Origin of the sequence: Pantoea sp. EKM101V (assembly GCF_011800325.1) — a bacterium.
In the GTDB taxonomy this organism is placed as follows: domain Bacteria; phylum Pseudomonadota; class Gammaproteobacteria; order Enterobacterales; family Enterobacteriaceae; genus Pantoea; species Pantoea anthophila.
In genome coordinates, this window is sequence record NZ_JAALFP010000008.1 from 110,426 (window position 1) to 130,165 (window position 19,740).

Genomic DNA, 19,740 nt, shown 5'->3' on the forward strand with positions numbered 1-19,740 from the left:
GCGGAAGTTAACCGCTTTACGTCTGCTCTGGCGAGATGGGCCGCGGGCATAAAAAAAGGAGCCAGCGGCTCCTTTTTCATCAGCATTGCGTATCAGGCGATACGGCCATGACACTGCTTGTATTTCTTACCGGAACCACACGGGCAGGGATCGTTGCGGCCGACTTTACGTTCACCGCTCTGCTCTGCCGCCGGTTCTGCCAGCGCATCCTCTTCTACGTGGCTCAGCTGCTGCTGCTGCGCCAGACGCTCGGCTTCTTCACGACGCTGCTGCTCCATCGCTTCAACCTCTTCAGGCATACGCACCTGAACCTTGCTCAGGGTACTGATCACTTCATACTTCAGTGATTCCAGCATCGCAGCGAACATGGCGAAGGATTCACGCTTGTACTCCTGCTTAGGATCTTTCTGCGCATAGCCACGCAGATGGATGCCCTGACGCAGATAGTCCATCGCAGCCAGATGCTCTTTCCACAGCGAATCCAGCGTCTGGAGCATCACGCCTTTTTCGAAGTTACGCATCATCTCGGCACCGACGATCTCTTCTTTGGCAGCATAGCTCTCGGTCGCGTGGGTCATGATGCGCTCACGCAGCACTTCCTCGTGCAGATCCGGCTCTTTATCCAGCCATTCCGCTATCGGCAGGTTAAGGTCGAAGTCGGCGCGCAGACGCTCTTCCAGCCCTGGCACGTCCCACATCTCCTCCAGTGACTGCGGCGGAATGTAGGTATCGATGGTCGCTTTGTAGACATCGTGGCGAATGCTGTTAATGGTTTCGCTCACATCAGAGACATCCAGCAGCTCATTACGCTGGCTGTAGATAGCGCGACGCTGATCGTTTGCCACATCATCATATTCCAGCAGCTGCTTACGAATATCGAAGTTACGGCTTTCAACTTTGCGCTGAGCATTGGCGATAGCTTTGGTGACCCATGGATGCTCAATCGCCTCGCCGGGCTTCATGCCCAGTTTACGCATCATATTCGACACGCGATCGGAGGCAAAAATACGCATCAGCGCATCTTCCATTGAGAGGTAGAAGCGTGAGGAACCGGCATCACCCTGACGACCTGCACGACCACGCAGCTGGTTGTCGATACGGCGGGACTCGTGACGCTCGGTACCGACGATGTGCAAACCCCCTGATGCCAGAACCGCATCGTGACGAACCTTCCAGGCCGCTTTGATCTCTTCGATCTGCGCTTCGGTCGGATTCTCCAGCGCCGCCACATCGGCATGCCAGCTGCCGCCCAGCATAATGTCTGTACCACGGCCCGCCATGTTGGTGGCGATCGTTACCGCACCCGGCTGACCCGCCTGCGCCACGATATCCGCTTCGCGGGCGTGGAACTTGGCGTTCAGAACGTTGTGTTTAATACCCGCACGGGTCAGTTCGTTAGAGACCACTTCCGATTTTTCAATCGAGATCGTCCCCACCAACACCGGCTGACCGTTAGCAGTACGCTCACGGATATCTTCGATAATCGCGTCGATCTTCTCTTTCTCGGTCATGTAGACCAGGTCAGCCAGATCTTTACGTACCATCGGACGGTTGGTCGGCACCACGATAGTGTCGAGTTTATAGATGGAGCTGAATTCAAACGCTTCAGTGTCTGCAGTACCGGTCATACCGGCCAGCTTCTCGTAAATACGGAAGTAGTTCTGGAAAGTGATAGAGGCCAGCGTCTGGTTCTCGTTCTGAATCTCTACCCCTTCTTTCGCTTCAATCGCCTGATGCAGACCATCGGACCAGCGACGACCCTGCATGGTACGGCCGGTGTGTTCATCAACAATCACGACCTCGCCATCTTTGACGATATAGTCCACGTCGCGGGTAAAGAGCGCATGAGCACGCAGCGCCGCCGTAACGTGATGCATCAGCATGATGTTGGTCGGTGAATAGAGTGACTCACCCGCTTCCATGATGCCCTGGCTGACCAGCAGCTCTTCCACCTTAACCAGACCGCGCTCGGACATGTGAGCCTGACGCGCTTTCTCATCGACCCAGAAGTCACCTTCACCCTGATGAGTTTCGTTATCTTCCTTATCCTGACGAACCAGATGAGGGATGATTTTGTTCACTTTGGTGTAGAGGTCAGAACTGTCTTCTGCCGGACCGGAGATAATCAGCGGCGTACGCGCTTCATCGATCAGGATGGAGTCGACCTCATCCACCAGCGCGTAGTGCAGTTTACGCTGTACGCGCTCTTCCGGGCTGAAAGCCATATTGTCACGCAGGTAGTCGAAACCATACTCGTTGTTGGTGCCGTAGGTGATGTCTGCAGCGTAGGCTTCGCGCTTCGCTACCGCAGGCAGGCCCGACATGTTGATACCAATGCTCAGGCCAAGGAACTCGAACAGTGGACGGTTGTTTTCCGCATCGCGCTGAGCCAGATAGTCGTTGACGGTCACCACGTGAACGCCTTTGCCGGAGAGGGCGTTCAGGTAGGCTGGCAGGGTCGCGGTCAGGGTTTTACCTTCACCGGTGCGCATCTCAGCGATGCAGCGGTCGTTCAGCACCATGCCGCCGATCAGCTGAACGTCGAAGTGACGCATGCCAAACACACGTTTACTGGCTTCACGCACCGTCGCAAAGGCTTCAGGAATCAGGCTCTCCAGCGATTCGCCTTTTTTCAGGCGCTCGCGGAACTCGTCCGTTTTGGCTTTCAGTTCATCATCAGAGAGCTTCTCGAAATCAGGCTCCATCTTGTTGATGACATCTACCACTTTGCGCATGCGGCGCAGCGTACGATCGTTGCTGCTGCCAAAAACCTTGGTCAATATTTTGCTTAACATAATCAATAGTTTCTCAATTCAGCCGGCGCTTGCCGGACTGCGAAATCTTAACAGAGTGAATAAAACCAAAAATATTAGCAGAACAATCGGGCAGGTCCGGCGCGAATGCCATGCACGCTGGCATGCCACTCAACCCATGAACGGGTTACGGCGGTGAAAAGCGGGGGTGCCGTCATCAGCTGCGGGGCGGTATGCCGCGCAGAATGAGACGTCAGTAAGTTATGCAGTGAATCAATCAGCGCCAGCTTTTGTGCCGCCAGCGGTAAAATCTGTGGCTCCGCCTGGGCCTGTGGCGCCAGCGTGAACGAAAGATGACGGATAACCGTACGGATGGCGTGCTGATGCCAGTAATCCACGCTGAAGCTGGGACGGCGGGACGCTTCCTGAAGCCGTATCAGGTGGTCAAAACGTGCGGCACTGCCCAGAAAAAGGCTGCTGGCCGGAGATTCTGAAGAGGTGCTGAGTTCGGAGTTTTGCGCACAGGCTGGCAGGCCAAAGCTGGCCGCGACCATCCCTAACAGGAGATGGGGCCAGAAATAGCGTCTACCCAATTGTCGCCAGCGCTGAAGAATCCCGATCACACCCTTTCCATTGCGCATGCTCCTGCGCCTTTGTTTTCGTTCAACCGCTGCATGCTGCAACGGATTTCGGCCTGTAAAAGCGCCACAGATAGTATCATTAATGTGGGGCATCCACACCTGAGATTAAAGTGGCGGTGTGAGAAAAGGCGAGCGATTGTTCAGCAATTCAGCAGAACAGACAAGGCGTTACGAGAGCGGTCACACTATTGCGACGGATAAGATGGGGGCAATAAAAAACGGCTGGCGCCGCTGACCGGAGAGGGTGTCAGCATAACCAGCCGTTTCGCGTTCCGGGGTAATTAAGCCAGAACCAGATTCGGTGCTTTGAATGCCAGCGGCAGTTCAGCTTCGTCTTCGAAGGTTGCCCATTCCCAGGCTTCCTGCTTAGCCAGAACCGCTTGCAGCAGCTTGTTGTTCAGTGCGTGACCTGATTTGAATGCAGTAAATGCACCAATGATGTTGTGACCACACATAAACAGGTCGCCGATAGCGTCCAGCATTTTGTGACGGACAAACTCGTCTTCAAAACGCAGGCCTTCTTCATTCAGTACGCGGAAATCATCCAGACCTATCGCACAATCTAAGCTACCGCCCAGGCACAGGCCTTTAGACTGCAGGTATTCGATTTCACGCATAAAGCCAAATGTACGCGCCCGGCTGATCTGACGAACAAAGGCATCAGCAGAGAAGTTCATCGCATAACGCTGTGAGCTGGAATCGATAGCCGGGTGTTTGAAGTCGATGGTGAAATCAAGCGAGAAACCGTTGTACGGTTTGATCTCGGCCCATTTATCACCCTCTTCCACACGCACGGTCTGCTTAACGCGCACGAATTTCTTCGCGCTGTTGAGCTGCTCGATACCCGCATCCATCAGCAGATAGATAAACGGTGCTGCGCTGCCATCCATGATCGGAATTTCCGGAGCATCGACTTCAACAATAATGTTATCGATACCCAGACCGGCCAGGGCGGCATTGAGGTGTTCGACCGTTGAAATACGCACGCCGTCATCATTCACCAGGCAGGTACTCAGCATGGTGTCGCGCACGTATTTTGCATCAGCCGGAAAATCTACCGGTGGATTCAAGTCGGTGCGACGATAGATGACCCCGGTGTTAGCCGACGCAGGGCGTAATGTCAGGGTGACTTTTTTGCCGGTATGCAAACCGACACCCGTCGCCTGAACAATACGTTTTAATGTCCTTTGTTTGATCATCGCATTATCTCGCAATATTACCTTTCCGACCGCCAGTATACTTTACCAGCGGGCAGACACTTTAGCACAAAGAGCGGAGAACCCCAATTATAGGGTTAATCCTAATCGGCCTGCTTGCGTAAAAAGGCCGGAATATCAAGATAGTCGGGCTCTTTGTTCGACTGCGCAGCCTGGTCGTTAACCACTTTAGCAGCGGGTTTCTGCTCCTGCGGCAGCGGTGACATACCGTGCTGCTGATAGCGATGATCCATCACAGGCTGGCTGGCTGGCTTGTTAGTGACCAGCGTGATTTCCGGACGCTTGTCCATGCCGATACCGGTTGCCACCACGGTGACGCGCAGTTCGTCGTTCATTTCCGGATCCAGCGAGGTGCCGATAACCACGGTTGCGTTGTCAGAGGCGAAGGCGCGGATGGTGTTACCCACGGTTTCGAACTCATCCAGACGCAGATCGAAGCCTGCCGTAATGTTGACCAGCACGCCACGTGCACCAGACAGGTCGATATCTTCCAGCAGTGGGCTGGAGATCGCCATTTCAGCCGCTTCTTCCGCGCGATCTTCACCGCACGCAACGCCTGAACCCATCATCGCATAACCCATTTCAGACATGACGGTACGCACGTCAGCAAAGTCGACGTTCATCAGGCCCGGACGGGTGATCAGCTCGGCAATACCCTGGACTGCACCTTTCAGCACGTCGTTGGCTGCGCCAAACGCATCCAGCAGGGAGATTCCGCGACCCAGCACTTTCAGCAGCTTGTCGTTAGGAATGGTGATCAGTGAATCGACATGCTTAGAGAGTTCAGCGATCCCCTGCTCGGCAAACGCCATGCGTTTTTTGCCTTCGAAGTTGAACGGCTTGGTGACCACGGCCACCGTCAGGATGCCTAAATCCTTTGCCACTTCAGCCACGACAGGCGCTGCACCGGTACCGGTACCGCCGCCCATGCCGGCTGCGATGAACACCATGTCTGCCCCTTCCAGCGCAGAACGCAGTGCTTCGCGATCTTCTTCTGCAGAGTTACGGCCCACTTCCGGATTCGCACCCGCACCCAGACCTTTGGTAATGTTGTTACCGATCTGGATCGTCTGGCCGACCGCTGTTTTACGCAGCGCCTGAGCGTCGGTATTCACAGCAAAGAATTCCACACCTTCGATACGCTCGCGTACCATGTGCTCTACGGCGTTACCGCCGCCGCCACCGACGCCGATGACTTTAATCACCGCGTCGTTGGTTAATTCCATAGGTTCAAACATGATTTCTCTCCGTTATGTGCCTGTCGCCTGGAGATCACTAAAGAAAACAGCATGATCTCCTTTCACAAAAATTAAAACTCTTTTTTTAACCAACTGTTAAAACGCTTGAACCAGTTACCTACTGAGACACGCTTTTCGGTCTCTGCATCACCGTTCATGTGCGACTCTTTGCCGTAGTGCAGCAGTCCCACCGCGGTGGAGTAGTACGATTCCTGCGCATAATCAGTCAGGCCAGTAATATTCAGCGGCTGTCCGATACGCACCTGCGTATGGAATACGCGTTGCGCACAGGCCGCCAGTCCTTCAATTTGCGCGGCGCCACCGGTCAGGACAATGCCTGCGGCTAAGTGGTGCTTCACGCCCTGCTGACGCAGTTGTTCCTGTAACTGCAGAATCTCGTCGTTGACCAGATTCAAAAGTTCGGTATAACGCGGCTCAATCACCTCTGCCAGCGTCTGACGCTGCAGGCTGCGCGGTGGACGTCCGCCCACGCTTGGCACTTCAACGTTCTCATCTTTGCCGACAATCGATCCCAGCGCACAGCCATGACGCACTTTAATCGCCTCCGCATCGGTTGGCGGTGTGCCAAACGCATAGGCGATATCGCTGGTGACGACGTTGCCCGCATACGGAATAACCTTAGTGTGCCGTAAAGCGCCGCCGGTATATACGGCAATGTCCATTGTACCGCCACCAATGTCGACAACACACACGCCCAGCTCACGTTCGTCTTCCGTTAAAACGGCAAAACTGGAGGCGAGACCGGCAAAAATCAGCTGATCGACTTTCAGCCCGCACCGCTCAACGGCTTTCACGATGTTCTTCGCCATGTCGTTGTGACAGGTGATCAGGTGCACTTTCGCCTGCATACGCACGCCGGAAAGGCCGACCGGGTTCTTAATCCCTTCCTGATAGTCGATGGCATATTCCTGAGGAATCACGTGCAGGATGCGATGCTCATCACGCACACGCACCGATTTGGCGGTATGCACGACGTTCTCCACATCATCCTGAGTCACTTCCTCTTCCGAAATCGGAACCATCCCGATTTCGTTCTGACAACTGATATGTTTGCCCGATAAAGCAAGGTAGACAGAGGAGATCTGGCAATCTGCCATCAGCTCAGCCTGGTCGATGGCACGCTGAACGCATTTCACCACCGACTCAAGGTCGTTTACGCCACCTTTATCCATACCGCGGGAGGGACAGCTGCCCACCCCAATAATGTTGACCATACCATCGGGCAGAATTTCCCCAACCAGGGCGGCGACCTTCGCAGTGCCGATTTCGAGTCCAACTACCAGTTTTCTGTCCGTTGCCTTGATCATTGTTGTTTAGCCTGTGCCTGGTTCTGTTGCTGATTACTGTCCTGTGGCTCCATCACAACCGGTGTCCAGCCAACAGAAGCGCCCGAGTCGTATCGCAAATCCACGTAGCTGATACGTTTGCTCTCGTTCTGACCTTGCTGTTCCAGCACCGGGTAGAGCTCAATAAAGCGATTCAGTCGTTTCATGGTGTCGCTGCGGCCCAGCTCGATACGAACATCATCGCTGGTGACCAGCTGCCATGAACGCCGGGCCGTCATCGACGCCACCTTCAGAGTAAACTTCCGGGCTTTCAGCACATCATCCATGCTGTGATAGCCCGCCAGGACCTCTTTCTCACTCCCTTCAGGTCCATACAGCATTGGCAACGTCTCTTTACCAATGTGGCTGGCAGGCACACTGAAGGAAACCCCATCAGCATCCACCATATGCACATCGTTCCAGCGCGCCACTGGCGTGTACTCCACCAGATGAATCTTTAGCTCGTCCGGCCACTGTTTACGCACGCTGACCTGCTTAATCCACGGCAGCCGCTCGATCTGCTGCTGCAGGATGTCGACATTCTGCGACATAAAGGTGCCCGGTGGGCCAAGCGACAGGATCGCCTGGCGGATATCATCGTGCGTGGTGTAGTGCGTCTGCCCCGTTACCACCAGTCTGGATAACGGCAACCGGGACGCATCATTCATCCACTTCAGCACCACCAGCCCGCCGGAAATCATAATCCCGATGACAATCATCAGGAAAACAATACCGAACAGTCGGGCTCCGTTACTGCGCCCGGTGCGAGTACGCTCCTGCGGTTCACGGTTTCGAACTCTCATCGCCGCCTGTGACATATCAGTCGGCCAGCTCCAGAATATGGGCAACCAGCTGCGGGAAACGCATACCCGCCTGTTTCGCCGCCATCGGAACCAGACTGTGGCTGGTCATGCCCGGTGAGGTGTTGGCTTCCAGCAGCTGAAAGTTCCCCTCTCCGTCGGTCATCACATCAACCCGTCCCCAGCCACGGCATCCCAGCGCACGCCAGGCTGCCAGCACCAGCTGCTGCAATTCTGCTTCCCGTTCGGCACTTAAATCGGCCGGACAGAGATACTGAGTATCGTCAGAAATGTATTTAGCTTCATAGTCATAGAACTCACTGGCGCTCTTAATTTCAATGGCGGGCAGAATACGATCGCCCACAATCGCGACGGTATACTCCGCGCCGCTGAGAAACGCCTCGACCAGCACGTCATTGTCGTGCTTAAACGCCAGTTCCAGTGCAGCAGGCAGCGCGCTCAGATCGTTGACCCGGCTGATGCCCACGCTGGAGCCTTCACAGGCTGGCTTAACAAACAGTGGCAGACCAAGCGCCGCAATCGCCGCGTCGCTCTCTGCATCCAGCCCGGCATCAAACTGCTGACGCGTCAGCCAGACAAAGCGTCCTGAAGGTAAGCCGCGCCCCTGCCACAGCAGTTTGGTGCGCAGCTTGTCCATGGTGACGGCTGAGGCCATCACGCCGCTGCCCGTGTAGGGCAGTTGAAGAAACTCCAGCACCGCCTGTAGCGAGCCATCTTCGCCACCCCGGCCATGCAGAGCGATAAAGGCTTTGGTAAAGCCCTGCTCTTTCAGCGTGAGAACCGAAACATCACGGGTATCGATGCCATGTGCATCAATGCCCATTTCCCGTAATCCGGCTAACACAGCCTGACCCGAGTTAAGCGACACCTCACGCTCTGCCGAGGTACCGCCCATTAATACGGCAACTTTATCCGCCATGACGATCCTCCGCTTTCTGCTCCGGCTGGAGCTTCGCGTCAGCCAGCTTGCGGGCAACCTTGCCGACGTTACCGGCTCCCTGCACCAGAATCAGATCGTTGCCTGACAGCAGCGGTGCCAGCATCTCCGGCAGCGCGTCATGTTCCGGCACCAGAATCGGATCCACTTTGCCCCGATTGCGAATCGCACGGCAGAGCGAACGGCTGTCTGCGCCCGGAATGGCCGTCTCACCGGCAGAGTAGACATCCAGCATCAGCAGGACATCGACATGTGACAGCACGTTGGCGAAATCATCGAAGAGATCGCGGGTTCGGCTGAAACGGTGCGGCTGAAATACCATGACCAGTTTTTTGTCCGGCCAGCCTGCACGCGCCGCTTTGATCGTCGCCTCAACTTCAGTCGGGTGATGACCATAGTCATCCACCAGCATTGCGCTGCCCGGCTGCCCGTTTACCGGTTCGGTCGGGAACTCACCCAGCAGATCAAAGCGACGGCCCGTGCCCTGGAAGCTCTCCAGCGCGGCCAGAATGGCGTTGTCTTCAATGCCCTCTTCACTGGCGACGGCAACCGCGGCGGCCGCATTCAGTGCGTTGTGGCGGCCCGGTGCGTTCAGCGTAATCTGCAGCGGCGCTTTATCCTGACGAATCAGGGTGAAATGTCCCTGCGCACCACTCTGCTCATAATTCTCAATGCGCAGGTCAGCGTCATCACTGAAACCGTAGGTGGTAATGTGCCGTCCTACACGTGGGATCAGATCGCGGATCACCGCATCATCCACGCACATCACTGCGCGACCGTAAAACGGCAGGTTGTGCAGGAAGTTAATAAAGGTCTGCTTCAGGTTCTCAAAATCGCCCTGATAGGTGTCCATGTGGTCCGCTTCAATGTTGGTCACAATCGCCACCATCGGCTGCAGATGCAGGAACGACGCGTCACTCTCATCCGCTTCGGCAATCAGATAGCGGCTGTTGCCCAGACGGGCATGGGTGCCTGCTGCTTTGACCAGTCCGCCGTTTACAAAGGTCGGATCCAGCCCGGCTTCCGCATAAATGCTTGAGACCATCGCCGTGGTGGTGGTTTTGCCATGAGTGCCCGCAACGGCGATGCCGTGACGGAATCGCATCAGCTCCGCCAGCATCTCCGCGCGACGGATGACCGGAATGCGCTGTTCACGCGCCGCCACCAGTTCAGGGTTGTCCTGCGAGACCGCGCTGGAAACCACCACCACGCTGGCATCGTTCACGTTTTCAGGGCGATGGTTAAAATAGATGGTTGCACCCAGCGCTATCAGGTTCTGCGTCACCGGATTAGGGGCCAGATCTGAACCGCTGATATGGTAGCCTTCATTTGCTAACACTTCGGCAATACCGCCCATGCCAGCACCACCGATGCCGACAAAGTGGATGTGCCGGACGCGACGCATCTCGGGCACGATAGAACGCAGTTTTGCCAATTGTTGTGTATTCATCGCTCTCAATTACCTGCTCTTTCAGTTTGTACCCGGCCCGGGTACAGGTCAGACACGCTGACCGGAATGATTACTTTGCGGCGCGAGCCACTTCCTGTGCGACCCGATCGGTCGCATCGGGGATCGCCACCTGACGGGCCTGCTCAGCCATCGTCAACAGGGTTGCGCGATCCCAGTGGCGTAGCAGATCCGCTACGGCTTCCGCAGTAAACTGCGGCTGCTCAAAAATTCTGGCGGCGCCCGCTTTTTCCAGCGGCAGCGCGTTCCAGTACTGCTGGCGATCCTTGTGCTGAAACGGCACGAAAATCGCCGGTAAACCAGCGGCAGCGACTTCACTCACGGTTAACGCTCCGGAGCGGCAGACCACCACATCGGCCCAGGCATAGGCCGCCGCCATATCATCGATAAACTCGGTGACCCTGTGCTGCGTCTGACCCGCCTGCTGATAGGCTTTCTCCGTTTCGGGCAGCGCCCCTTTACCGGTCTGATGCCACAGGGTGATCTCATCACCCACCAGCGCCGCAATCTGCGGCAGCGTCTGGTTCAGTATCCGCGCGCCCTGACTGCCGCCAATCACCAGCACCCGTATCGGGCCCGACCGGTCGGCCAGTCGTTGTGCCGGCAGAGGCAGCGCCAGCACATCCGTACGCACCGGATTGCCCACTACATCGGCAGCAGGAAAAGCCCCCGGAAACGCCTGCAGCACTTTGGTGGCGATTTTCGCCAGCCATTTGTTGGTCAGTCCGGCAATCCCGTTCTGCTCATGCAGTACCACCGGAATGCCGCAACTCCAGGCCGCCAGACCACCGGGACCGGAAACGTAGCCGCCCATGCCCAGCACAACATCGGGCTGCCAGGCTTTCATAATGCGGCGCGCCTGACGCCATGCATTGAAGATGCGCATGGGCGCCAGCAGCAGCGCTTTCAGGCCTTTACCACGCAGTCCGCTGATGCGGATAAAGTCGATCTCAATGCCGTGCTTCGGCACCAGATCGGCCTCCATGCGGTCGGCGGTGCCTAACCAGCGAACCTGCCAGCCCTGTTCCATCAGATGATGGGCGACAGCCAGACCGGGAAAAACATGTCCGCCGGTTCCGCCTGCCATCACCATCAATCGCTTACCGCTCATCGACCACCTCGGGTAAACGCCTGCGCTTTCGCCAGGCGCGTTTCATAATCTATGCGTAATAAAAAGACGATGGCGGTCGACATAATGATCAGACTCGAACCACCGTAACTGATCAGCGGTAAGGTCAGGCCTTTAGTCGGTAACATACCGGCTGCAGCCCCGACGTTAACCAGCGCCTGGAAGCTGAACCAGACGCCAATTGAACAGGCTAAAAAGCCGGAAAAACGCTGATCCAGCTCCAGCGCACGTCGGCCAATCGACATCGCACGAAAAGCGACGAAGAATACCATTAAAAGTGCCAATACCACACCGATGTAACCGAGTTCTTCCCCTATGATGGCGAAAATAAAGTCGGTGTGTGCTTCCGGCAGATATTCCAGCTTTTGCACGGAGTTACCGAGTCCCTGCCCCCAGAACTCACCGCGGCCAAAGGCCATCAGCGACTGGGTCAGCTGGTAGCCACTCCCAAACGGATCTTCCCAGGGATTCCAGAACGACGTCACGCGGCGCATACGGTAGGGTTCTGCAATGATAAGCAGGATCACCGCAAAGATACCGGAGCCGATAATCGCCATGAACTGCCACAGCTTGGCCCCCGCCAGGAAGAGCATCGCCAGCGTCGTAACAAACAGTACCACCACCGTTCCCAGGTCGGGCTGCGCCAGCAGTAACACCGCCAGCACGACCATGACGCCCATCGGTTTACAGAACCCCCAGAAGTTATTACGCACCTCTTCCACTTTGCGCACCAGGTAACTGGCGAGATAGCAGAACAGGGAGAGCTTCGACAGCTCCGCAGGCTGGATACGCAGCGGCCCCAGCGCAATCCAGCGCGATGCACCGTTAACCGAGCTGCCGACCACCAGAACAATCAGCAGCATGACGATCGTGACCATCAGCATCACGTTGCTGTAGCGCTGCCAGAAATCCATCGGCACCCGCAGCGTGACCAGCGCCATGCCCAGCGCCAGCGCAATGTAGAAGGCGTCACGCTTGGCAAAGTAAAAGAGATCGTCATTCAGACGCTGACCGACCGGCATAGAGGCCGAGGTCACCATCACAAAACCAATCACTGCCAGACCGAGCGTCAGCCATAACAGCGTGCGGTCATAGAGCACCAGTGAAGTGTCATCACTTTCACGCGCTCCCATGACCCAATCTTTCAGGCGTCCTGAGAAATAGTGAGCCAGTCCGGCGCCAGGAATACGCATCAGCTCAGCTCCTTCGCCAGCTGCGCAAACTGATCGCCGCGCTGCTCAAAGTTACGGAACTGGTCAAGGCTGGCACAGGCGGGCGACAGCAGAACCATATCGCCGGATTTAACCTGAGGCGCGATCTGCTCCATTGCCTGACGCATCGTCTCCGTGCGTACGGCGATCTCAGGACGCAGCGCCGCCAGCGCATCACCGTCGCGGCCAAAACAGTAGAGACGCACATTGTCACCCTGCAGCCAGGGGACCAGCGGCGTAAAGTCGGCTGATTTGCCATCCCCGCCCATCAGCAGCCATAACGTGCCGTTCACCTGCAGACCATTCAGTGCCGCTTCGGTGCTGCCAACATTGGTGGCTTTAGAGTCGTTAATCCAGCGTACGCCCTGATGCTCATGCACCAGCTGGAAGCGATGTGCCAGACCGTTAAAATGCGTTAAAGCGGCCAGGCTGGAGGCGCGTGGCAACCCTACGGCATCAGCCAGGGCCAGTGCCGCCAGTGCATTGGTGTAGTTGTGCTGGCCGGTCATTTTCATTTCAGCGGTGTTGAGCACCTTCTCACCCTTCACCCGCAGCCAGATACTGCCCTGCTGCTTGTTAAGGTGATAGTCACCGAAATCGATGCCAAAGCTGACACAACGGGTGTCCGCCCCGCGAACCGGCATCGTCAGGGCGTCATCGGCGTTAACGATGCAGGTCTGCGCATTCTCGTAAACCCGCAGTTTGGCGGCACGATACTGCTGCATCCCCAGCGGATAGCGATCCATATGATCTTCGCTGACGTTCAGCACGGTTGCCGCCGCGGCTTTCAGGCTGTGCGTAGTCTCAAGCTGAAAACTGGAGAGCTCCAGCACGTAGAGCTGCGCCGGAGACTGCAGCAGGCTCAGTGCGGGCAGACCGATGTTGCCGCCCACACCCACCTGCCAGCCTGCGGCTTTGGCCATCTCGCCCACCAGCGTCGTCACCGTGCTTTTGCCGTTGGAACCGGTAATCGCCACGACAGGTGCCTGCGCCTCGCGGCAAAACAGCTCGATGTCGCCGACGATTTCGATGCCGGCATCTGCTGCTTCGCTGAGAAGCGGATGCGCCAGCGCGATGCCCGGACTGGCAACAATCAGATCGGAGGTCAGCAGCCAGTCGCCGTTAAGACCGCCCAGATGGCGTTCAACCTGCCCGGGCAATTTATCCAGCCCCGGCGGCGAGACACGGGTATCCATCACGCGAGGCGTTACGCCCTGCGCCAGAAAGAAATCAACACAGGAGAGCCCGGTCAGGCCCAGCCCGATGATGACGACTTTTCTACCCCGATAGTCAGCCATGATTAACGCACCTTCAGCGTGGCCAGGCCAATCAGCACCAGCATTAGCGAAATAATCCAGAAGCGCACAATCACGCGCGGTTCCGGCCAGCCTTTCAGTTCATAGTGGTGATGGATCGGCGCCATGCGGAAAATACGCTGACCGCGCAGCTTGAACGATCCCACCTGCAGGATCACCGACAGCGTTTCAACCACAAACACGCCGCCCATGATCACCAGTAAAAATTCCTGACGCAGTAACACCGCGATGGTTCCCAGCGCGCCGCCCAGTGCCAGCGAGCCCACGTCCCCCATAAAGACCTGTGCCGGGTAGGTGTTGAACCACAGAAAGCCCAGCCCTGCCCCGACGATAGCGGTGCAGACAATCACCAGTTCACCGGCATGACGCAGGTAAGGAATGTGCAGATATTCTGCGAATTTCACGTTACCCGTTGCCCAGGCAACCAGCGCGAAGCCGGCCGCTACAAAGACGGTCGGCATAATCGCCAGACCATCCAGGCCATCGGTCAGGTTGACCGCATTACCCGTTCCGACAATCACAAAGTAGGCCAGCAGCACATAAAAGAGGCCGAGCTGCGGCATGATGTCTTTGAAAAATGGCACCACCAGCTGGGTCGCCGGCGTATCTTTGCCTGCCACATACAGCGCGAACGCCACGCCCAGCGAAATCACCGACATCCAGAAATATTTCCAGCGGGCGATGAGTCCCTTGGTGTCTTTACGTACGACTTTGCGGTAGTCGTCGACAAAGCCGATGATGCCAAAGCCGATTAACACCACCAGCACACACCAGACATACGGATTCGACGGATAGGCCCACATCAGCACCGAAATGGTGATGGAGGTCAGGATCATGATGCCGCCCATGGTCGGCGTGCCGCGCTTGCTGAAGTGAGACTCCGGGCCGTCATTGCGGACAACCTGACCGATCTGTAACTTCTGCAGCCAGGCGATCAGGCGCGGGCCCATCCAGAGCGAGATAAATAACGCGGTCAGCAGGCTGACAATGGCGCGAAACGTCAGATAGGAAAAGACGTTAAAACCGGAATATAAAGCGACCAGATGCTCGGCCAGCCAAACTAACATGTTCCTTTCTCCTGTAAGCTCTGTACTACCTGCTCCATGGCGGCACTACGCGAACCTTTTATCAAGACAGTAATTTCTGAGTGTTCGGACAACAGCTGGCGTAAACGTTCAGTCAGCGCCGTCTTATCGCTGAAATGTTCGCCAGCTTTGCTGCTTTCGCTGATGAAATGGCTGAATCTGCCGGTCGTCAGCACGCGATCAATGCCTGCGTCACGTGCCGCCTCGCCGACTTCGCGGTGACACTGTTCGGTCTCGTCGCCCAGCTCGGCCATATCCCCCGCCACCAGCACCCGATAGCCCGGCATCTCGGACAGAACCTGAACCGCTGCGGTCATTGAACCGACGTTAGCGTTGTAGCTGTCATCCAGCAGCAGCTGCTGCGCAGAAAGGCGCACCGGGAACAGACGGCCAGGCACCGACTGCAGGCTTTTCAGCCCCTGCTGAACGGCGCTCAGCGGCGCGTCCACTGACAGGGCCAGGGCCGCAGCGGCCAGGGCATTAGCGATGTTATGGCGACCCGGCAGCGGCAGAACGATCTCCACTTCGCCACGCGGAGTCACCATGACAAAATGGGTACCGTCCTGAGCAATGCGGATATCGCGGGCGGAGAAGTCGCACCCTGCCGCCTGCGGTGCAAAGCGCCACACGGTTTTATCCTGCAGATTCGCCTGCCACTTTGGCCAGTCATTGCTCTCGGCATTCAGAATCGCAATGCCGTGCGGCGGTAAGCCCTGAAAAATTTCGCCTTTGGCTTTGGCAACGCCCGCCAGTGAACCAAAGCCTTCCAGATGTGCTGCCGCCAGGTTGTTAACCAGCGCACTCTCCGGCCGAACCAGATCGGTGGTATAGGCGATTTCGCCCTGATGATTCGCGCCCAGCTCGATCACCGCATACTGATGTTCAGGTGCCAGGCGCAGCAGCGTCATCGGGACGCCATAGTCGTTATTGAGATTACCGGCGGTATAGAGCGTTTCACCACACTGACGCAGAATCGCCGCGGTCATCTCTTTCACCGAGGTTTTCCCGGAAGAGCCCGTCAGCGCCACGACGCGAGCGGTCGACTGCTGGCGAACCCAGGCCCCCAGTCTGCCAAAGGCGAGACGGGTATCCTCAACGACCACCTGCGGTACAGCGACAGATAAATGCTGACTGACCAGCAGCGCCTGTGCGCCATTCGCAATCGCATCGCCGACAAAGTCATGCGCATCAAAACGCTCACCCACCAGTGCGACAAACAGGCTGCCAGCCGTCACCTTGCGGGTATCTGTGGTGACCTCGTTCAGAGTGAGGTCGCTGCCGTAAAGCGTGCCGCCGGTGATCTGTGCCAGGGTCTGTAATGAAACCGGAATCATGCTGTGCCTCCCAGCAGAGCCGCGACCGTTGCACGGTCGGAGTAATCAAGCCGGTGTGTACCGATAATCTGATAATCTTCGTGGCCCTTGCCCGCGACCAGCACGATGTCGTCAGGCTGCGCCTGCATAATGGTGTTAGTCACCGCCTGCGCACGACCGGAGACCACACGGGCGCGGCCCGGGTCCAGCAAACCGGTCAGAATATCGTTGACGATGGCCTGCGGATCTTCGCTGCGCGGGTTGTCATCGGTAATCACCACCACATCGGCAAACTGCTCGGCAATCGCCCCCATTAACGGGCGTTTCCCTTTATCACGATCGCCACCGCAGCCAAACAGGCACCACAGTTTTCCTGTGCAGTGCAGGCGTGCCGCTTCCAGCGCTTTTTCCAGCGCGTCTGGCGTGTGAGCGTAATCGACCACGACCGTGGGTTTACCTGCGGCACTGAACACTTCCATACGCCCGTTGACCGGCTGTAACCGGGGGGCGGCGTCGATCAGCGTCGCCAGCGGATAGTCGAGCGCCAGCAGGGTCGCCAGCGCCAGCATCAGATTGCTGACATTGAATGCGCCCATCAGCGGGCTGGCAATGTCGCCATTGCCCCAGCTGGAGCTGAAACGGATATGGGCGCCGTTGTCGTGGTACTCCACCGCGTCGGCTTTCAGCCAGCGGCCATGGCAACCCGGCTGGAGGTTATTCTCCATGGTGACTGCGACCGCATCCGGTAAGCGCGCGAGCCAGCGACGCCCCACTTCATCATCCGCGTTAAGGATCGCCTGACCGACCTGATGCTCGGAGAAAAGCAGCCATTTGGCGGACTCGTAGCTCTCCATGTCACCGTGATAGTCGAGGTGGTCGCGGCTGAGATTAGTGAAGACCGCAGCGGCAAACGGCAGCGCCGCGACGCGATGCTGAACCAGCCCGTGTGAAGAAACTTCCATAGCGGTCAGGGTCGCCCCTTTTTCAGCCAGATCGTGCAGCAGATGCTGTACGTCTACCGCAGAGCCGGTGGTATTTTCGGCGGCGGCCAGCTGGCCTACCAGGCCGTTGCCGACCGTGCCCATAACCGCGCTGGTTTCACCCAGCAGCATTGCCCACTGCGCCAGTAATTGCGTGGTGGTGGTTTTGCCGTTAGTGCCGGTCACGCCGATCAGCTTCTGTTTTTCACCTGGCTGCTGGTAAAAGCGTCCGGCTAATGCCGAAAGACGCTGATGCAGCTGCGCCAGATAGATAACCGGCACGCCGTGCATCTCACGGATTTCACCGTCGGCGGCTTCGCCTTCGGCTTCAGCCACAACCGCAGCGACGCCCTGCGCAATCGCCTGCGGGATAAAGCGGCGTCCATCAACCTGATGGCCTGAAACAGCGACAAACAGATCGCCAGAAGCCGCAAGGCGGCTGTCCAGGGTCATGTCACGCAGTGGGCGCGCCGGCGCGCCTGGCACCCAGGGGCCGAGTAAGTCGCGCAGGTTACGATCTGTCACTTGATTCCTCACTTCTGTTAGTCACCAGCTCGTTTCTGTCATTGGTCGGTAACGCATCCGGTTCGATGTTCATGGTGCGCAGTACGCCGCCCATGATGGCACCAAACACCGGAGCAGAAACCGCACCACCATAATATTTGCCGGCCTGGGGATCGTTGATCACCACCACCAGCGCGAACCGAGGATGACTGGCAGGTGCAACACCTGCGGTATAGGCGATGTATTTGTTGACGTAGCGACCATCCGGCCCGACTTTTTTCGCCGTACCGGTTTTTATCGCAATGCGATAGCCCTTGATGGCCGCTTTGACACCGCCGCCACCGGGCAGCGCCACGCTTTCCATCATATGCATCACGGTTTTCACCAGCGACTCATCGAAAACGCGCTCCCCCGCGACGGGCGGGTCGACTTTGGTAATCGACAGCGGGCGATTAATGCCATAGCTGCCAATGGTTGCGTAGACTCGCGCTAACTGTAACGGCGTCACCATTAGCCCGTAGCCGAAAGAGAAGGTGGCCCTCTCTATGTCAGACCACCGTTGTTTTTTAGGGTATAAGCCACTGCTTTCCCCGACCAGCCCCAAATTGGTCGGTTTGCCCAGTCCAAAACGCGAGTAAGTTTCTACCAGCGCTGAGGAGGGCATCGCTAACGCCAGACGTGAAACCCCGACGTTACTCGACTTCTGCAGAACCCCTGTCAGGGTCAATTCGTTGTAGCGCGCCACATCTTTGATCTCATGACCATTGACGCGGTACGGCACGGTATTCAGAACGCTGTTCTCTCTGACCACGCCGCGTTGCAGCGCCGTCATCACCACCATCGGCTTCACGGTTGAGCCAGGCTCGAAAATGTCGGTGATGGCGCGGTTGCGCATCAGATCTTTGGAGGTATTACTGAGATTGTTCGGGTTGTAAGCCGGGCTGTTAGCCATCGCCAGCACTTCACCGGTGTTCACATCCACCAGCACCGCCGTGCCCGACTCCGCTTTGTTGAACGCCACGGCGTTATTCAGTTCGCGGTAAACCAGCGCCTGCAGACGTTCATCAATGCTCAGTGTCAGGTTGTGGGCCGCCCGGCTGTCGACGGAAGAGATATCTTCGATGACCCGACCGTAACGGTCTTTACGCACCGTTCGTTCGCCCGGCGCACCGGTCAGCCACTTATCAAAGCTCTTCTCGATACCTTCAATACCCTGTCCGTCGATATTGGTAAAACCAATCAGATGGGAGGTGACCTGCCCGGCAGGATAGTAGCGGCGCGACTCTTCGCGCAGATGAATACCGGGAAGTTTGAGTTTTTTAACGTACTCGCCGATAGCCGGATTGACCTGGCGCGCCAGATAGACGAAGCGGCCTTTCGGGTTGGCGTTAACACGCGCCGCCAGCTGATCCAGCGGAATCGAAAGCGCATCGGAGAGCGCCTTCCAGCGGCTGTCCAGTGTGACGCCGCCGCCGGCGTGGAGCTCTTTGGGATCGGCCCAGATGGCATTTACCGGGACACTGACGGCGAGCGGGCGTCCGGCTCGATCGCTGATCATCCCGCGCGACGTCGGCACCGCCTGCACGCGTAGCGAGCGAAGATCGCCCTCTTTGACCAGCTTGCCTGGATTGATCACCTGCAGCCAGGCAACGCGTGACAGCAGTCCCCCCAGCGCCAGCAAAATACAGCCGCACAGCAACGCAAAACGCCAGCTTACAAAGCTGGCCTTATCTTCCGGTTTCTTTAACTTCAGCGTTCTGCCTGTACCGCTCATTCGCTAT

The 19,740-nt window shown here is 57.2% G+C and carries 15 protein-coding genes; all 15 read right to left on the reverse strand.

All coding sequences use genetic code 11. The features are described from left to right. Window positions 1–92 precede the first annotated feature (92 nt). A complete protein-coding gene (secA, locus tag HFD92_RS14210; protein ID WP_009092121.1) occupies window positions 93–2,795 on the reverse strand; it encodes a preprotein translocase subunit SecA in 2,703 nt (900 codons plus the stop codon). Window positions 2,796–2,869: 74 nt separating this feature from the next. After that, entirely contained in the window at window positions 2,870–3,376 is a 507-nt protein-coding gene (secM, locus tag HFD92_RS14215) for a secA translation cis-regulator SecM (RefSeq protein WP_223812705.1), read from the reverse strand. A 299-nt stretch (window positions 3,377–3,675) separates the two neighbouring features. Beyond that, window positions 3,676–4,593 carry a UDP-3-O-acyl-N-acetylglucosamine deacetylase gene (lpxC, locus tag HFD92_RS14220; protein ID WP_009092125.1) on the reverse strand — a complete coding sequence of 306 codons (918 nt, stop codon included), beginning with the start codon at window positions 4,591–4,593 and terminating at the stop codon, window positions 3,676–3,678. 101 nt (window positions 4,594–4,694) lie between these two features. After that, window positions 4,695–5,849: a cell division protein FtsZ gene (gene ftsZ, locus HFD92_RS14225; protein WP_009092127.1), complete on the reverse strand. Its 1,155-nt coding sequence runs from the start codon at window positions 5,847–5,849 to the stop codon at window positions 4,695–4,697. Between the two features lie 71 nt (window positions 5,850–5,920). Next, the gene (gene ftsA, locus HFD92_RS14230; RefSeq protein ID WP_009092129.1) at window positions 5,921–7,177 is read right to left on the reverse strand and encodes a cell division protein FtsA; all 1,257 of its coding nucleotides are present in this window, start codon (window positions 7,175–7,177) and stop codon (window positions 5,921–5,923) included. Further along, a complete protein-coding gene (gene ftsQ / locus HFD92_RS14235; protein ID WP_167429143.1) occupies window positions 7,174–8,013 on the reverse strand; it encodes a cell division protein FtsQ in 840 nt (279 codons plus the stop codon). Before ftsQ ends, ftsA begins: the two co-directional genes overlap by 4 nt. Before the next feature lies 1 nt (window position 8,014). Next, a complete protein-coding gene (locus HFD92_RS14240; RefSeq protein WP_167429144.1) occupies window positions 8,015–8,935 on the reverse strand; it encodes a D-alanine--D-alanine ligase in 921 nt (306 codons plus the stop codon). Beyond that, entirely contained in the window at window positions 8,925–10,403 is a 1,479-nt protein-coding gene (gene murC, locus HFD92_RS14245) for a UDP-N-acetylmuramate--L-alanine ligase (protein ID WP_009092134.1), read from the reverse strand. The genes HFD92_RS14240 and murC overlap by 11 nt, the downstream gene beginning before the upstream one ends. Window positions 10,404–10,473: 70 nt before the next feature. Beyond that, window positions 10,474–11,532, reverse strand: a complete 1,059-nt coding sequence (gene murG / locus HFD92_RS14250; RefSeq protein ID WP_009092136.1) for an undecaprenyldiphospho-muramoylpentapeptide beta-N-acetylglucosaminyltransferase — start codon at window positions 11,530–11,532, stop codon at window positions 10,474–10,476. Next, window positions 11,529–12,743, reverse strand: coding sequence for a cell division protein FtsW (ftsW, locus tag HFD92_RS14255; protein WP_009092138.1), 1,215 nt, complete (start codon window positions 12,741–12,743; stop codon window positions 11,529–11,531). Before ftsW ends, murG begins: the two co-directional genes overlap by 4 nt. Then, entirely contained in the window at window positions 12,743–14,059 is a 1,317-nt protein-coding gene (murD, locus tag HFD92_RS14260; RefSeq protein WP_140924237.1) for a UDP-N-acetylmuramoyl-L-alanine--D-glutamate ligase, read from the reverse strand. Before murD ends, ftsW begins: the two co-directional genes overlap by 1 nt. 2 nt (window positions 14,060–14,061) lie before the next feature. After that, window positions 14,062–15,144, reverse strand: a complete 1,083-nt coding sequence (gene mraY / locus HFD92_RS14265; RefSeq protein WP_150028636.1) for a phospho-N-acetylmuramoyl-pentapeptide-transferase — start codon at window positions 15,142–15,144, stop codon at window positions 14,062–14,064. Continuing rightward, window positions 15,138–16,496: a UDP-N-acetylmuramoyl-tripeptide--D-alanyl-D-alanine ligase gene (gene murF / locus HFD92_RS14270; protein WP_167429145.1), complete on the reverse strand. Its 1,359-nt coding sequence runs from the start codon at window positions 16,494–16,496 to the stop codon at window positions 15,138–15,140. Before murF ends, mraY begins: the two co-directional genes overlap by 7 nt. After that, complete coding sequence (gene murE, locus HFD92_RS14275; RefSeq protein WP_046101208.1) at window positions 16,493–17,980, reverse strand: UDP-N-acetylmuramoyl-L-alanyl-D-glutamate--2,6-diaminopimelate ligase; 1,488 nt, start codon at window positions 17,978–17,980, stop codon at window positions 16,493–16,495. Before murE ends, murF begins: the two co-directional genes overlap by 4 nt. Continuing rightward, complete coding sequence (locus tag HFD92_RS14280; protein WP_009092146.1) at window positions 17,967–19,733, reverse strand: peptidoglycan glycosyltransferase FtsI; 1,767 nt, start codon at window positions 19,731–19,733, stop codon at window positions 17,967–17,969. The genes murE and HFD92_RS14280 overlap by 14 nt, the downstream gene beginning before the upstream one ends. Window positions 19,734–19,740: the final 7 nt, after the last annotated feature.

Coding starts and splice junctions, on each gene's coding strand:
- ftsA (WP_009092129.1), bottom strand. CDS start 7,177: ATGATCAAGGCAACGGACAGAAAACTGGTAGTTGGACTCGAAATCGGC.
- ftsQ (WP_167429143.1), bottom strand. CDS start 8,013: ATGTCACAGGCGGCGATGAGAGTTCGAAACCGTGAACCGCAGGAGCGT.
- murG (WP_009092136.1), bottom strand. CDS start 11,532: ATGAGCGGTAAGCGATTGATGGTGATGGCAGGCGGAACCGGCGGACAT.
- HFD92_RS14240 (WP_167429144.1), bottom strand. CDS start 8,935: ATGGCGGATAAAGTTGCCGTATTAATGGGCGGTACCTCGGCAGAGCGT.
- murC (WP_009092134.1), bottom strand. CDS start 10,403: ATGAATACACAACAATTGGCAAAACTGCGTTCTATCGTGCCCGAGATG.
- HFD92_RS14280 (WP_009092146.1), bottom strand. CDS start 19,733: ATGAGCGGTACAGGCAGAACGCTGAAGTTAAAGAAACCGGAAGATAAG.
- ftsW (WP_009092138.1), bottom strand. CDS start 12,743: ATGCGTATTCCTGGCGCCGGACTGGCTCACTATTTCTCAGGACGCCTG.
- murF (WP_167429145.1), bottom strand. CDS start 16,496: ATGATTCCGGTTTCATTACAGACCCTGGCACAGATCACCGGCGGCACG.
- lpxC (WP_009092125.1), bottom strand. CDS start 4,593: ATGATCAAACAAAGGACATTAAAACGTATTGTTCAGGCGACGGGTGTC.
- secA (WP_009092121.1), bottom strand. CDS start 2,795: ATGTTAAGCAAAATATTGACCAAGGTTTTTGGCAGCAGCAACGATCGT.
- murD (WP_140924237.1), bottom strand. CDS start 14,059: ATGGCTGACTATCGGGGTAGAAAAGTCGTCATCATCGGGCTGGGCCTG.
- mraY (WP_150028636.1), bottom strand. CDS start 15,144: ATGTTAGTTTGGCTGGCCGAGCATCTGGTCGCTTTATATTCCGGTTTT.
- ftsZ (WP_009092127.1), bottom strand. CDS start 5,849: ATGTTTGAACCTATGGAATTAACCAACGACGCGGTGATTAAAGTCATC.